The 15279-nt window shown below is 33.5% G+C and carries 6 protein-coding genes and 2 rRNA genes; 2 read left to right on the forward strand and 6 right to left on the reverse strand.

Annotated elements, in window-relative coordinates:
• Positions 1-60: 60 nt before the first annotated feature.
• Both LXH21_RS11060 and LXH21_RS11065 read left to right on the forward strand, forming a co-directional pair.
• Positions 61-660, forward strand: a complete 600-nt coding sequence (locus tag LXH21_RS11060) for an NAD(P)H-dependent oxidoreductase (protein WP_239865735.1) — start codon at positions 61-63, stop codon at positions 658-660.
• Between the two features lie 124 nt (positions 661-784).
• A complete protein-coding gene (locus tag LXH21_RS11065) occupies positions 785-2521 on the forward strand; it encodes a thiamine pyrophosphate-dependent enzyme (protein WP_239865737.1) in 1737 nt (578 codons plus the stop codon).
• Between the two features lie 113 nt (positions 2522-2634).
• Here the strand turns inward: LXH21_RS11065 and LXH21_RS11070 are convergent, their stop codons facing one another.
• From LXH21_RS11070 to LXH21_RS11095, 6 genes are all read right to left on the reverse strand, one after another.
• Entirely contained in the window at positions 2635-3567 is a 933-nt protein-coding gene (locus tag LXH21_RS11070; protein WP_239865739.1) for an NAD-dependent epimerase/dehydratase family protein, read from the reverse strand.
• Positions 3568-3757: 190 nt separating this feature from the next.
• A complete protein-coding gene (gene sov / locus LXH21_RS11075) occupies positions 3758-10864 on the reverse strand; it encodes a T9SS outer membrane translocon Sov/SprA (RefSeq protein WP_449536211.1) in 7107 nt (2368 codons plus the stop codon).
• A 781-nt stretch (positions 10865-11645) separates the two neighbouring features.
• Entirely contained in the window at positions 11646-12899 is a 1254-nt protein-coding gene (locus LXH21_RS11080; RefSeq protein WP_239865743.1) for a nucleoside permease, read from the reverse strand.
• Positions 12900-13735: 836 nt separating this feature from the next.
• A complete protein-coding gene (locus LXH21_RS11085) occupies positions 13736-14269 on the reverse strand; it encodes a DUF2911 domain-containing protein (RefSeq protein WP_239865751.1) in 534 nt (177 codons plus the stop codon).
• Between the two features lie 614 nt (positions 14270-14883).
• Positions 14884-14993: ribosomal RNA gene (gene rrf / locus LXH21_RS11090) — 5S ribosomal RNA — on the reverse strand.
• 158 nt (positions 14994-15151) lie between these two features.
• Positions 15152-15279: ribosomal RNA gene (locus tag LXH21_RS11095) — 23S ribosomal RNA — on the reverse strand; the annotation flags it as partial.

Consider the following 15279-nt stretch of genomic DNA (forward strand, 5'->3'; position numbering starts at 1 on the left):
CTCTTGTTAAAGTTACTGCATAAGATACTAATTAAACTAATATTAAAAATTAAGCAGATTATGAATATTCTAAATTTGATAGAATCACGATACTCAACAAAAAAATACGATACCGAAAAAGAAATACCCGAATCAAAAATTGAGGACTTAAAAGAAATTTTACGCCTCACTCCTTCGTCTATTAATATTCAGCCTTGGAAATTTACTTTTGTACAGAATGCTGAAGTGAAAACTAAATTGGCAGCTGCCTCTTTACATAATGAGGAAAAGATTAATCAAGCAAAACTTTTGGTAGTTTTTAGTGTAGCAGATGATTTGGATGCCTTTCAAAAAGTGGTGGATTCGGAATACGTACCCGCACTTAGAGATTGGTACAATAACATGAAAGCAACAATGCCTGAAGCAGACTTAAGAACTTGGCTTGCAAAACAAATGTACATAGCGCTAGGGTTCGGAATGACTGCTAGTATTTCGCTCGGATTGGATTCTACTCCAATGGAAGGTATTGAGGCAGAAAAGTACGTAGACATCCTTGGCATGAAAACCTACAAACCGGTCTTGGCAATGGCTGTTGGTTATGGTGCTGACGACGATTATAACCGTCCTGAAGTAAGGCCAAAATCTAGAAGATCTCCTGAAGATGTTATTGAACACATCTAAATTACAAATCTCATTTTGATAGTAGTCCCCCGTCCTTCTATACAAATACTGTTCTTATAAATTACAAATCTAGTAGTTTGAGTAGGACAAAATCATCATATTACCCTTTAAAATAAATTGAATTATGTCGAAAAAAGTAGCAGATCAAATCGTAGAAATGCTTGTTAGTAACAATGTAAAAAGAATTTACGCCGTTACTGGTGATAGCTTGAATGAACTGAACGATGCAGTAAGACGAAGTGGAAAAATAAAATGGATACATGTAAGACACGAGGAAGTGGGTGCCTACGCGGCCGCAGCTGAAGCTGAACTTGACGGCTTGGCCTGCTGTGCCGGAAGTAGCGGCCCTGGACATGTCCATTTAATCAATGGCTTGTATGATGCCAACCGTTCTGGAGTTCCTATGATTGCAATCGCCTCTACTATAAGCACTGCTGAATTTGGAGTTGACTATTTTCAATCGACAGATACTAATAAATTGTTTGATGATTGTAGCGTTTACAATCAATTAGCTACAACACCGACGCAAGTTCCTCGTATGTTACAAGCGGCCATACAAAATGCTGTTCACAAAAAAGGAGTTGCTGTATTTGGATTACCTGGAGATGTATCTGCTATGGAAGCTGTAGAAAGTGCGACCTCATTGTATAATTATCATGGAGAAACTATTGTTCGCCCAGCGGATGATGAAATGCAAAAAATGGCTAACCTTTTAAACATATTTCCGAAAATTTCTATTTTCTGCGGAATTGGCGCCAGGGAAGCTCATGATGATATTATAAAACTAGCTGAACTATTAAAAGCGCCAATTGGTTATTCGTTTAGAGGAAAAATGGGAATGCAGTATGACAACCCTTATGAAGTAGGAATGACTGGCTTGTTGGGTGTACCCTCTGCCTTTCATGCTATGCATGAGTCGGATGTGGTGCTATTATTAGGGACCGATTTTCCATATGAGCATTTCATGCCCGTTAAAAATAAAATCATTCAGATTGACGAAAAACCAGAACGTCTGGGAAGACGTGCGAAACTCGAAATGGGATTGGCTGGGAAAATTACCGATACCATTGCTGCATTATTACCGCTTATAATTAATAAAGAGGATGACAGTTTCTTGAATGCACAGCTGGAATTTTATGAAAAAGTGAAAGAAAACTTAAATGTGTATGTGGAGGATTCTGGTACTGAAAATCATATAAGCCCGGAATACGTTGCTTCGACAATAAATAAAATGGCAAACGATGATGCCATTTTTACCGTTGATACGGGAATGTGCTGTGTTTGGGGAGCTCGTTATATAGAAGGAACAGGCAAGCGTTTTATGCTGGGTTCTTTTAATCATGGTTCGATGGCCAATGCAATGCCAATGGCGATTGGAGCACAATTGGCCTACCCAGAAAAACAAGTTATTGCATTTTGTGGTGACGGAGGTCTTTCTATGTTATTGGGTGATTTAGCAACTATTAAGCAATATAATCTTCCTATTAAACTAATCGTTTTTAATAATCGTTCTTTGGGAATGGTGCAGCTCGAAATGCAAGTAGAAGGTTTACCTAATAACGAAACAGATATGGTAAATCCAGATTTTGCAATGGTGGCACAAGCAATGGGTTTCAAAGGAATTACAGTTACAAATCCTGATAAAGTCGAAAATGCTTTGCAGGAAGCCTTTATACATGACGGGCCTGTATTAGTTAGTGTATTTACCAATCCGCAAGCGCTTGCAATGCCTCCAAAAATGGAATTTGACCAAATGAAAGGATATGCTTTATCAATAAGCAAAATGATTTTGGGCGGAAGAATGGACGAAGTTTTGGAAATGGTGAAGACAAACTACAAACATTTGAAAGAGGTACTATAAATATTGTTCAATAGATACTTTTTGAAATAATCAATTTTGATATAGTCAAAATTGCACTTGACATAAAAGAAATCCTGATTACTTATTCAAAAAGTAATCAGGATTTTTTTATTTTATTTGATATTATAATTTTCTAAGATGGTCTTAATTCCTTCTGGATAGGTGGTCACCTTAAAATCAGGAAATCTCGTTTTAAATTTTGTCGAGTCAAAAATATTGTCAATTTTGTAGCGAGGAAGTAATTCTGCGGTTTCTTTTAAATTTTTACTGGTTAATGCACCTACTTTCAAAACAGTAGCATTTAAAATTTTATAGGGAACAATGCGATTCAGCTGTTTTTCTATTTCAGCAAAGAATTGCTTGTAGGTTAATCTGTTGTCGTCACATGGTAAATGCCAAGTTTGACCATAGGCATCAGGAGTATTCCCCAAAAGCGCCATAGCTTTGCTGGCATCAGGAGTAAAAATAAGGGTTCGCAGCACGTCGTCCTTTAGAAAAATAGTAGGTTCTTTTCCTTCTTTTAATTTTTCGAAAACCATCATATTTGTAAGTCCTTTAGTTTTACCTGGTCCGTAAAATTCTGGTGCGCGACAAATAACGGCTTCAATTGTCTCGTTAGCAATTGCTTTCAAAAGTAAATCAGCTGCAAGTTGTTTTCCTATACCTTTTTTCCCTTTGGAGATCATTGGTGTTGTTTCAGTTTGAATACTAGTGTCTTGAGGATAAGCATAGGTATTATCAAAGTAAACCAATTTGCATTTGTTACTTTGACAAGCGGCAATGACATTATTCATAACAATATTCCAATCTCTCAACCAAATTTCAGAATCATAAGGCAGACCTACTGTTAAATAAGCAATATGTGTATCTTCTAGCGCTTTGACTACACTATCGCCATCTAATAAATCTGCTGTAAAAAGCGTATCATCGGCATTTACCTTCTCAGGATTTCTGCCTACTAGTCGTATTGTCGAAGTATAGTTCTTTCGTAATTCACGCGCTAATTCTTCGCCTATAATTCCGTTGGCACCTAATATTGTTTGCATGGTATCTTATTTTAATCAAAAATTGTCTTGCTAAGGTATCGGTAAGAATTTTAAAAACGTTATAAAATTACAATTTAAAGTTTCTTTATCGAAAACACATTTCACGCTTGTAGCAGAAATAAATAAAGTAATAAACTGACTTTTCGAAGATAAATACTATTCAAATAATAACAATACCTGCATCAAAATTTTAATTTCCGAACGTATACTGCAACGTCATTCCAGAAGAAATAGTAGTCAATGGATACGAGGTTGCTACTACTGGTTTTGAAAAAGAATGATTATAATAAAAAGTCATGCTTAAACTTTTACTAAAAGCATAATCTGCAGTTGTTTTTAAAGTCCATATCTTTTGACCAGCTACAAGTTCGTTATTATCGTAGTCCAAGTAGCGTACAATTGTTTTGTTGTTCCTTAATGTAATATCTGCCTTGAGTGTTACGTCACTTTTAATAATTCCGTTAGTTTTATCTGCATATTTTGAATTAATCACCACGTCTTTTATTCGGTATCCTAGTCCTACGACATATTCAAAACCATTTACTTCTGTCAAGTTATTATTATCAAAACTCATTGCTAATGATCTGTCTTTATTGATTTGCGTTACAATCTTCAAAGAATTTTGCAATTCCAAATCAATCTTTAATAATGGATTAAATTTTTCGACCAAATTCACATTAGAGGTTAAAAATTGATTGTAGTAATTTCCATTAGAATCAGTACCGTCAGGTGTGCTGATATAATTATAATTCGAATTAAAAGCATTTACAGTATAGCTAGCTTGATAAGTGTGTTGCAAAGAAAAGCGCTTGAAGGTCTTTTTAAAAAATTCATTTTTCATAAGACTAGTATACTTTATAGACCAGTTTGGAAGCGGGATGTTTCTAAATAAACCAAGAGTTACATCACGAGCATTTGTACCTGTGTAGGCAGCCAAGAAAGAGGATAGCAAAACCCCTTGACTAGAACCGTTAAAGCCAGCAGGATAACCATCTGAACCAAAAGCGGTGGCACTAACTCCTTTTTGCTCAGCTAACCTTTTCGCTATTACAAATCGATTTTTCCTAAAGGTACTAAAGGCTTCAGAACCATCTTCGTCACTGCCCAAAAAAGATGTTTTTAATAATACTGTTGAGATAGAAAAAGAACCAGATGTATAAGGGGAAACACCTATATACTGCCCACCATTGACTTCGTATTGTTCGGAGAAATTCTCAGAATAGGTTCTATTGGCAATTAAATCAATTTTTAAATTTGAACTCAATTCTACAGCAGCCGTACCCTTAAAGACTTGATTTTTTGAAGTGCTGAAACTCTGATTGTATTCTTGATACGTAGTCAAATCACCTTTTTTGGCAAGTATTTGTCGAATGTCACTTTGACTTCCAAAAGCAAATCCTGCAGTAGTTTTTGAAAATCCAAAAAAACCAACCGATGGTAAATAACCTGGTAAAACCATTCCGTTATTTTCAGAAAAACTAAGATTAATATTTTTTACACTGGTAACAATGCCAAAAATTGACTTTATCAATGAGTTTTCCTTAGTTATTTGAGGAGTTGATACTAATGCCACTTTTTGGCCAGGTAATGCAGGAACTGCTTTTTTCATTAACGTTTTACCAGTAGATTTTTTTGAAATCCCCAAATATTTGTAAAGCATTTCCATATTGAATGCAGCCGTAAGATTTTTTGAGTTGGCATTTTGAATCGTATTACCTAAGTCAAATTCAACACCGTTTACTTCTGTTGTTGATAATGCTTCTGAGGAACGTTGAAAACTGTAAGTCCCCATATAAGTTGCATTAGCCTTAACAAAACTAAACAAGGGAATTTTGTTAATTGGGATTTCATAATTCACCGTCAGTGTTTGGTTGTGACTATTCGATAATCCAAAATTCCAGTAATCCTTTGTTATTTTAAAATCATCAATCACTTCGTCATTACTGTCAAAATAATTTTTTACAATATTGCTGGAAGAGGCTGTATAGTTCAGTTTTAAAGATTTAGTCAAATTATAATTAAAGCCATACTGATAATTTAGTTCAAAATTTCTACTTGAGCTGACGTCCAAAGGGATACCATCTACCTCTACTTGTCGAAACTGTTGCACATTAGCTTCTCTAAGGATGTTTGTACTGAAGGTAAAATTGGTTGGTAGATAATTAAAATTAAAATCTCGTAGCAATGCCAAATAACCACTCTTCTTTAAAAATTTGGAATTTTTAAAAGGGGTAACTATTTTCGATACGGTGCTGTAATCGTAATTTAATGTTGTACTACTTTTTTCGTCTGTATAGCTTTCTCTTTCATAATCGTGCTTAGTGGTAATGTTATAAGATTGCGAAAAAACAAAGTTTTCTACATCATAAGGATGGGCTTTTTGTTCTGGTTTTCTTTCCTTTCGAACACCAATAAAATTGACACTAGTTGTTCTCGAATATTCTATTGCTCTATCTTTTATCGCTGCCCTTTCTTCTTCGGTTTCTGCATTGTCCAACATGGTCTGCAAAGTGATATCCGGATTTGCAGGGTCGTATTTTGGCGTTATTTTCGTTTCAGTATTAGAGTAGTTAAATGGCAACTGCGTACCCCAACTTTGTGGCAATAATTTCCCAAGATTTATATTTGTCAAAACATTATACTGCGTCATATCTTCTTGACTTCTTTCGGTCGAGCTTTGTTCTAAAGAGCCAAAACCAATAGTACTCATTTTACCTGTCATCGAGATAGTAGCCAAATCTGCCAAATTGGATTCTATACTTACAATGGCAGCCATACCACCTGTATTGTCCATTTCTGCCAATCGAAGCTCATCAAACCAAACTTCTCCTTGAATGTATTGGTCAGATACACTACTTTTTACACCCAACATCAAATTACGAACTGCACCCAAATTTGGACTTCCTTTGATTCCTAGTCGCAGCTTATTTGTTTTGTTTACCAGCGTAGCATCTAGGTTGTCATCATCTTCACTTAAAAAATAGATACCGTCGTCTGGTAAAGTACTCGTGTCCAACTTATTGTAAAGTAGTTTTAATTTTGAAAGTAAAGCTAGCGATAAGTCGATATTGTTTTCTTCTGGCCAGACCAATGCCGAGCTTATTGTACTACAGCTGGTATTACTAGTTACTTTTAAAGGTATTTCAATCTGATAAAAATTCTCTGTGTAATCACTTCCCATACGAATGTAAGCCACCATTTGATCGTCTGTAAGTACCATCTCATTGGCCAATGACTCGGCGTGCACAAACATCTTTAATTTTTTGTACTGGCGCATATCAATACTCACACTTTTATAAACTCCTCTAGAATCATTTGGTTCTAGTCCGCCTCCCGACACCTTTATACCCAACGATTGTTCATTTTTATACAACAAAGTATTTCCACTATAATATTCTTCTCTAGTAACATTTGGCGGAAGAATGTAATTTACAGGGCATTTTTCATCATTCTCTTCGATATTAACAGCAATAACATCCACATCGGTATTATCATCATCTGCGTTGGTATCTGTTGCATCAAGAGTTTCTGTATATCTTCTCCATTCTCCTCTTTGCAAATCAAGAGACCCAAAACGTACTGTAACTTCATCACTAAAACCAGTCATAAACATTCTCATAAAGCGAATGGATGTAAAATCTGTAATGCTACCAATGGTATTGTCTGGCTGAGCAATCGGAATTTTAAACTGAATCCATCTTGCAGTCGTTGTATTCCCGTTGGCCAACGTGACTTCAGTGTTACGAACATCACTAATGTTATTTTCACCTATCTGCATGTTTGGCCTCATATCTACACTATACTCATAATACGCATTGATGGTATTCATAGTATAATCACTATTAACATCTTCCTTATCAGGATAGGTTGTCGATGCTTGGTTGGCTGCAGAAGAACTTACAGCGGAGTTCCCCTCAGTTCCATTATAATTTTTATAGCGATTCATTATATCGCCCGATGTGTTTAAATAATAAGTATAATCATCTGCAGCTGGATCACTGTCTGTTGCAAAATTAGAATAAATAGCGCCTTCTTTTGTGCTTTTTAAACCATCCAAACCTACATCTTGACTTTCCCTATTGGTGGCATCTGTATCAAAAGCATAAGTCAAAGATTGTGCTGATGGCACATCTCCCCAAATCCCCTGCGGACTCACTACCAATTGATCATCCCCTAATCCATTTTCGAATTGTTTTCGACCATCTTTTAAAACGTCTTCAGATATTTCCCCAAGATTAAAGTAAATTTTCCCTGTATTTCCTGAGATTGTACTTCCAGAACCCACATAAGGATCCATCACCCAAAATTGAATGTATTCGATATTGCTTTGTTCGAAATTGGTAGTGCTTAATGATCTCGTTATTCCTCCGAAATTTTCTCTAGGTGTATTTGAATAATTAGAATTATTATTATACGGTCCTCTCTCAGAAGGATAATAACTCAAATCCAATGTGCTTACCACAAGCGTTTGCCCCGATTCTGTTGAAGTGTTGGGATAGAGTTCTTCTTTGTAAATGCGTCGAGTTGAATTTAACGAAATTTCATTTGTCGAAATATCAGAAGGTGGAGATGTATAAAAAATGGGATCAATTGTGTACCAAGATAACTTAGCTCTCTTATATCCGTAAGTCAAGTCAGTAGCACTTTCATTAAAACTATAACTGCTCGCCGAATTGCTAGCTGGTATCGAGGATAAACTCCAGGAATAAGCAGATTTTAAATCGGTCGTATAGGAAGCACTTTCAAAATTATCGACATACACCGTAGATTCACCTTCAAAATCACTAGCCTTTGCAGTATTTGGTTTTAAAAATGCAACCTCTCCCTTTACAGAAATAGTAGATGGAACATCTGTATCAATATTAGGAAGCTTGTTGACCAACCGGGTTAAAAACGGAACTTCATCAGAAAAATTGGAGTTTATACCAAAAATAGTATTGTCTACAGACTCTTGACCATAGACCGATTTTTGGGTTTGAGGTTTTTCAGTATATTTTAAATATGTAGCACCTATAGTAAATTGATCTGATATTTTATGATCAATATTTAAACCTATGAAGCTTTTCGTTTGTTGACCAAAAGTCGAATTATTTTCAACCGTAACAGTAATACTAGCATTTGAAGCCAGTAAAGCAGCATCCAAAATATGAACTTTTCCTAACTGATAATCTACACTGTAATCGATGCCCTCTGTTAATGTGCGCCCCTCTGCAGTAACCACAACAGATCCACTAGCAATGTTAGTTGAACCCGTCGAAATTCCGTCAGAACCGGTTGATTTGTATTTCCCCTTTAATAAATATTTATTTTTATCACTATCCTGCAATGCCCCTGTTTGCGTATTGCTATACATGCTTTTAAAAACGTATTTTTTCTGATTGGCATTGTACGTGTCAGCATCATCATAATCTTCACCGGAATCGTTTGAAAGTTTGTTAAAAATAAGTTCACCAAAAGGCTCTTTGGTTGTAAAAATAATGCGTCCGTTTGTTGCATCAATTGTCAATCCCGAAATGTAATCAAAGAAACCATCACCATTATCTTGGGGATCCAAATTAGAATTTAATCGATCCATATTAAAAACTTTAAGTAAGGGAGTTTCCGAAACTTTATTTTCAGTTGTCGGATTGGCAGGAAATGACGTTACTGGCGTGATATAATTTAATGCAGATGGGTTTTCATACAGAATGTTAAACTTAAAATCTTCTTCTGATAGTTGATAAGCACTCGGAATTTGATAGATATTTTTCATCATTAAATTCCAAACTGGGTTGGTTAAATTGACCAAACTACTTTTTAACATTTTCAATATTAAACTTTGAGAACTTACCGTTTCAGAGTCTGTAACTACAGTGGCATCAATACCATCATTGGCAAATTCACCTACTTGATAGATCTTATCCCCTACGCTATATTGATACGCAACCGCAAGAATTTCGTCATTGGTTAATTTTGTTTGTAACGAAATATACCCAAGTTGACTGTTATAAGTATATTCACTAGAGGTTAGTTTTCTTGCATTTTCTAACTTCGAATAATCTTGCCCCTCACTTACAGCAGTATTAAAGCCAGAACTCGAAGTGGCTATTTCTCTAATATTACTATTTAAATATCCACCACCAGTCGTTATTTGATCAGGATCATATTTGTTGTTTGAATTATCTGCTGGAGAGTCAATAACATTATTAAACATGTTGGTAGAGGGTGTATGCACTACTACCTTACTGTCATCTAAATCTGTTAACTGTCCCTCACCTAAGTCTTGAATCGCAACTACATTTCGTAAATTGTTGGTCGTAGAGCTTACACTACTTTGTTTATTGGTAACCCAAACTTCAATTCTGGTGATTTGTACACGGCTGCTAATCAATGGATATTTTACCAGAGCAGCATCGTATTTATTTCGAAAATATTGTGATAAAAAAAAATGCCTATTATTATCATAATCTAAGGCATAGATATCAAATTCCTGGACGGTACCACTTCCGGAAGCTACAACGCTCGTAGTCTCTGACTTTTGTTGCGAGAAAACTCCAGTAACAGCAGTTTTACCAAATTGCAATTGTGTTTTTACACCAAACAAATTTTGAGCACCAGTAATCAAGGTACTATTTAATGGCATACTTACATTTCCTACATCAATTTTTTGAATTATGGCATCTTCATCTGGAGTATAAGCAACTTTTAATAAGTTTTGAAATGCGAATATAGATTCGGTGTCATAATTTAGATTGACTTCAAGTCTAGTACCTACTTTCCCTATAAGACTCAAACTTATTTGTTGGTCAAAATTAAAGCCAAAACTCGACCTATTCTTAACAGAGAAAGTCGGGTTGTCTTGTTTAGAATACAAAACACCCACATTCAAACCAACTGAACCAGTAGGCTTTAAATCAATTGTATTGCTCCCAAAAATAGATTCAAAAAAACCAGAATTAATATAGTATCGCGGTAATAAATCCTTTTGTCCCAATGCACTTCCCTCTTTTTGTGCTGCTATTGCATCCCATTTTTGTTTAAAGTAATCACGCTGTGATTCTTTTAAAATCAGCGCTTGATACTCTTCTGGATTAAGAAACAATGGATAGTCTATTGAGAAACCATCTATAGATGAAGAATAAATATAAGTATTTGTAGCGGGATCATAATGATATTCATTTACGATACTTTTTAATTCTTTAATTTTAATTTTACCTAAGACGTAACCAGTTTTTACACTATCTTCAGCAATTTGATCTAGTTGGGATTGTGCTATTGTAACAAATGGTAAAAGTAAAAAGACATAGAAAACTCTGATCATAAAATGTGTCTAGCAACCTTTTTATTTAAGTTTTAAAATTCATTCTTGAAATAAAATGAGAAACCTGAGTTTACATTTTACAAGATTTAATTTAAATTGTGCTTCTAGAGTTTGTTATTTAAAATAGGCAGAGTTTAAGTAATGAGTAGATGAAAATCTAAAATAATCATGGTACGTACAAGTTGTAGTATTCAAAAAATTTACTCAAAGAAAGTCTTATATCTTAACATTAAATAATTAATTAGAAGTACATCCAAAAACAATATACTAAAGCTACTTTTCTATCTATAAGAAAATAAAATTCAAAAATAATATCTACCAATAGTATTAATGATAGTGAAGGAATTCGGCTTGTATTCTACGTTACAGTTGTATCCTAATTGTTGTCTATCATATACAATTCTAGGAAAAGTCATTTGTAATTTCACCGTATTAAATTCTATTTTAAAGACAAACCTTTAATATAACAACTAAAAATATTGCTTTAAAAAGACTTGCCGAAATTTAAATTTTAATTGGATTACCTAAAATATTTGCATTTGTAGATGTACTATTTTGTTATGTAGAAATTTCGATTGCAGATAACAGTTATAACTTCACAGTTTATGATTATTAATAAAGAGGTAAATCATTACATTCGACAATTTCTATCCAGATTAAATCTTCAATTAAAATTAATATTAGATATGGGATTAAAGAGATGTTTTAGGGATCAAAAAAAATGCTCTACTTTCATATTTGAAAATAGAGCATTTTTCTCAGCCAGTAATAAGTCAGCTTATATAATAGTTACATCTGGTTCTTTAGGCACATGTTTATGTTTAAACAATATAGCAAATGCAATTGTAATCAATAAAGAATAGAAAGCAAAAGAGAGCCAAATATTTTTCCAATCACGAATACCATCAGTAGTAAAGTAAGTATCGATCATAACACCACTAATAATACCTCCGAAGAAGGAACCGAATCCATTAGTCATCATCATAAATAAACCTTGCGCACTTGATCGTATACTTTGATCAGTTGTTGTTTCGATAAACAAGGAACCAGATATATTAAAAAAGTCAAATGCCATTCCATATATAATACAGGATAATATAATCATCCATAAGCCATCACCAGGATCTCCAAACGCAAATAAGCCAAAACGTAGAACCCATGCTATCATTGAGAATAACATTACTTGCTTAATTCCGAAACGTTTTAAAAAAAATGGAATCGCAAGAATAAACAAGGTTTCTGAAATTTGCGAAATAGAGAGTATAATTGTCGAATAACGTACAACGAGAGAATCTTGGTAAGCTACTATCTTAGAAAAATCACTTAGAAAAGTATCACCATACATATTAGTCAATTGCAAAGCTCCTCCCAGAAACATTGAAAAGACAAAAAAGAGTGCCATTTTATAATTTGCCAATAGTTTAAATGCGTCTAAACCTAAACGTTTGCTAAAAGAGGTATTATTTTGATCTTTCCCTTGCACAGGACATGTTGGAAGCGTAAAAGCGTAAACACCTAGAGCAAATGATGTGATGCTAGAAATATAAAACATATTAGCAGACGCTTTGTTGCCAGATAAATTTGTAATCCACATAGCAGCAATAAAACCAATTGTTCCCCATACTCTTATAGAAGGAAAAACTTTTACAACATCGAATTTATTAGATTTTAAAAGACTAAAAGCAACAGAATTTGACATCGCTATTGAAGGCATGTAAAATAACATTGCTAGAAATATCATCCAATAAAAAACAATAGGATCTTCGACCTGAGGAAGAAAACACATCACCAGTCCACTTAAAATATGCAAAATACCATAAAGCTTTTCAGCATTTACCCATTTATCAGCAATAATCCCCGTTAACGCAGGCATAATAATAGAGGAAATTCCGAGTGTGGAAAATACAGCTCCAAATTCAGCACCACCCCAACCTTTGTTTCCAAACCAGTAATTACCAATCGTAATCAACCAAGCACCCCAAACAAAAAATTGAAGAAAACTTACTATAGTTAGTTTATATTTTATGTTCATAAAATTAAAAGTAAATCTTTAAAAAAATAGTTAATAATAATTCATTTATAAATACATTTTACTAAAAACAAAACATATTCAACATCGTATTTCGGTTATGATGGTTTTTCAATAATTATTAATATTAAGGTAACGTAAAGATCACTTACAAAAATCATAATCTGATAATTAAGATATTTTTACCAACTTTAATAATGTACAATAATAGTATTTTTATAATAATTATACTTGAAAAAATGCATTTTTTATCAGTCGTAACTACTATAATTTTATAGTAAGATTATAAATACAGCACATAACAAAATGTACCATAAATAGTAAAGTAAAACATACTAACCATCTAGCAAAACACTGAACGACAAATATTTATATTTATATTACAAATAAAGTTGAATAATGCTACTTTCACATTTCTATTTTCAAACTAAAATTGAAAATACAACTAAAATCGAAAACGATATAAAGAAGAATAAAAAACACAACACAATGGAATTAATAAATGGATATCATAAAGCAAAGAGTTACTACTTTTCGATGATTAAAATTAAAGGAGTATACAAACTCGAATTTTAGAATACTAACTTATCATATGTATACACGAGCAAAGAAAGAATAAATTATTACATTGTAAATTAGGCTATAAAAAACACACCGCCAATCATTTTAAAATAATAAATATATACTAATCAAGTAAAAATATAATATCATTTGTTGCAATTAGAGCTAAATATTTATCGTAAATTCTTTCAAAAATAATTATCATTCTTTACAAAATTGCAATAAAAAAACCCTTTTCAAATTATTTGAAAAGGGTTTAAATATAATTGCATGAAATATTATTTACCAAAAGGTATCGCTACTCTTGTAGTGCCCCATCCTAAAAATAAAGTTCCATTGTCTTCAAAAGTCATTGACAAGTTTTCTAAAGATTCTCCAGCAGTCACAGGAGCTTTCACTCGTACTACGTCATTAGCTTCATTATAACTGTAAGATCCCCATACATTAATATCCTTACTTAAAATTATTGTCCATTCCTTTTCTCCAGGAATTGTAAATAAAGAGTATTCACCAGCCTTAATCATCTTGCCTCCTAATTTAATGTCTTTATAAAGTGTCACATCAACTGCTTCATTAGCACCAGTACGCCAAACTTTACCTGCAGGTGCAAGAGTGCTTAATTCTCTGTCTTTTAATTGAGGTCTGCTATAGACTACTTTTATAGCTTTATCAGATATCTTATAATCTACAGGAAATGTAGTTGCATCCATAGGGCTAGCATCCAATGCTTTAAATTTTTGAGCTTGTAAATTTACGCATACGAAAAGCATAAATAATGCAGTAATTGAAACAGAAAAAGTCGATTTTTTCATAGTATATTTTTTATATTTAATGATCACTAAAAATACTTAATCTTTTAAAAATTAGCATTGAAAACTATGTTATTATTTTTGCTACATAAGTTAAATAAAACTAAATATAACTATTAACATGCATAATAAATTAATTATGCAAGAGCAAAATTATTATATTCATATGATTAGTAATAAAAAAATTGAATTAAGCTCCAATCACTATAAATACATTTGAGCACAAAAAACTTACTATCAATACTTTACAAGTGTGCTGTTACAGCGAATTTATATATATCTTAAGTATTTTGAAGTTGTGCCACTTTAAAATAGAAATCATGGCCTTAGAATAGCACTATTTAAAAAATTCACAAAAAAAGAAATCTAATCCATTAAAATAAAGATTATAAGTAAAAAGGCGACGACTCCCAAAGTATCGTGACCTTCGGCTGGCTTAACCAGTCTGATCGTTTTAAATTTCGCATTATTTTCCAAAAAATTAAACAAAAAAAAATCCTCATCAAATAAATGATGAGGATTTTAAAGAAAGGCGACGAACCGACCCGCGGTGGTGGGAACACGGCATTTCTGTAAAACAAAAAACCCTTATCCGATTAGGATAAGGGTTTTTAAAAGAAAGGCGACGACATACTCTCCCACATAACTGCAGTACCATCTGCGCAGGCGGGCTTAACTACTCTGTTCGGGATGGGAAGAGGTGAGCCCCGCCGCAATAACCACCTTAAGGTCGTTTTGCAATGGGTAAATTAGCTTGTGCTAATCAACATTACATAATATCTTAACATACTGAGATAAAGAAAAAAGTATTATTATCCATGTCATTCTGAAAGAATCTAGGATCTAGAAAGTTTCTTCCCGAGTCTTGCGACTCGGGAAAAGGGTGTACATAAGCTTACGGATTATTAGTACTACTCGACTATGACATTACTGCCTTTACATCTATAGCCTATCAACGTGGTCATCTCCCACGATCCTTAAAAGAAATCTCATCTTATGGTGGGTTTCGCGCT

The organism is Flavobacterium algicola (assembly GCF_022399565.1).
GTDB classification, from domain to species: domain Bacteria; phylum Bacteroidota; class Bacteroidia; order Flavobacteriales; family Flavobacteriaceae; genus Flavobacterium; species Flavobacterium algicola.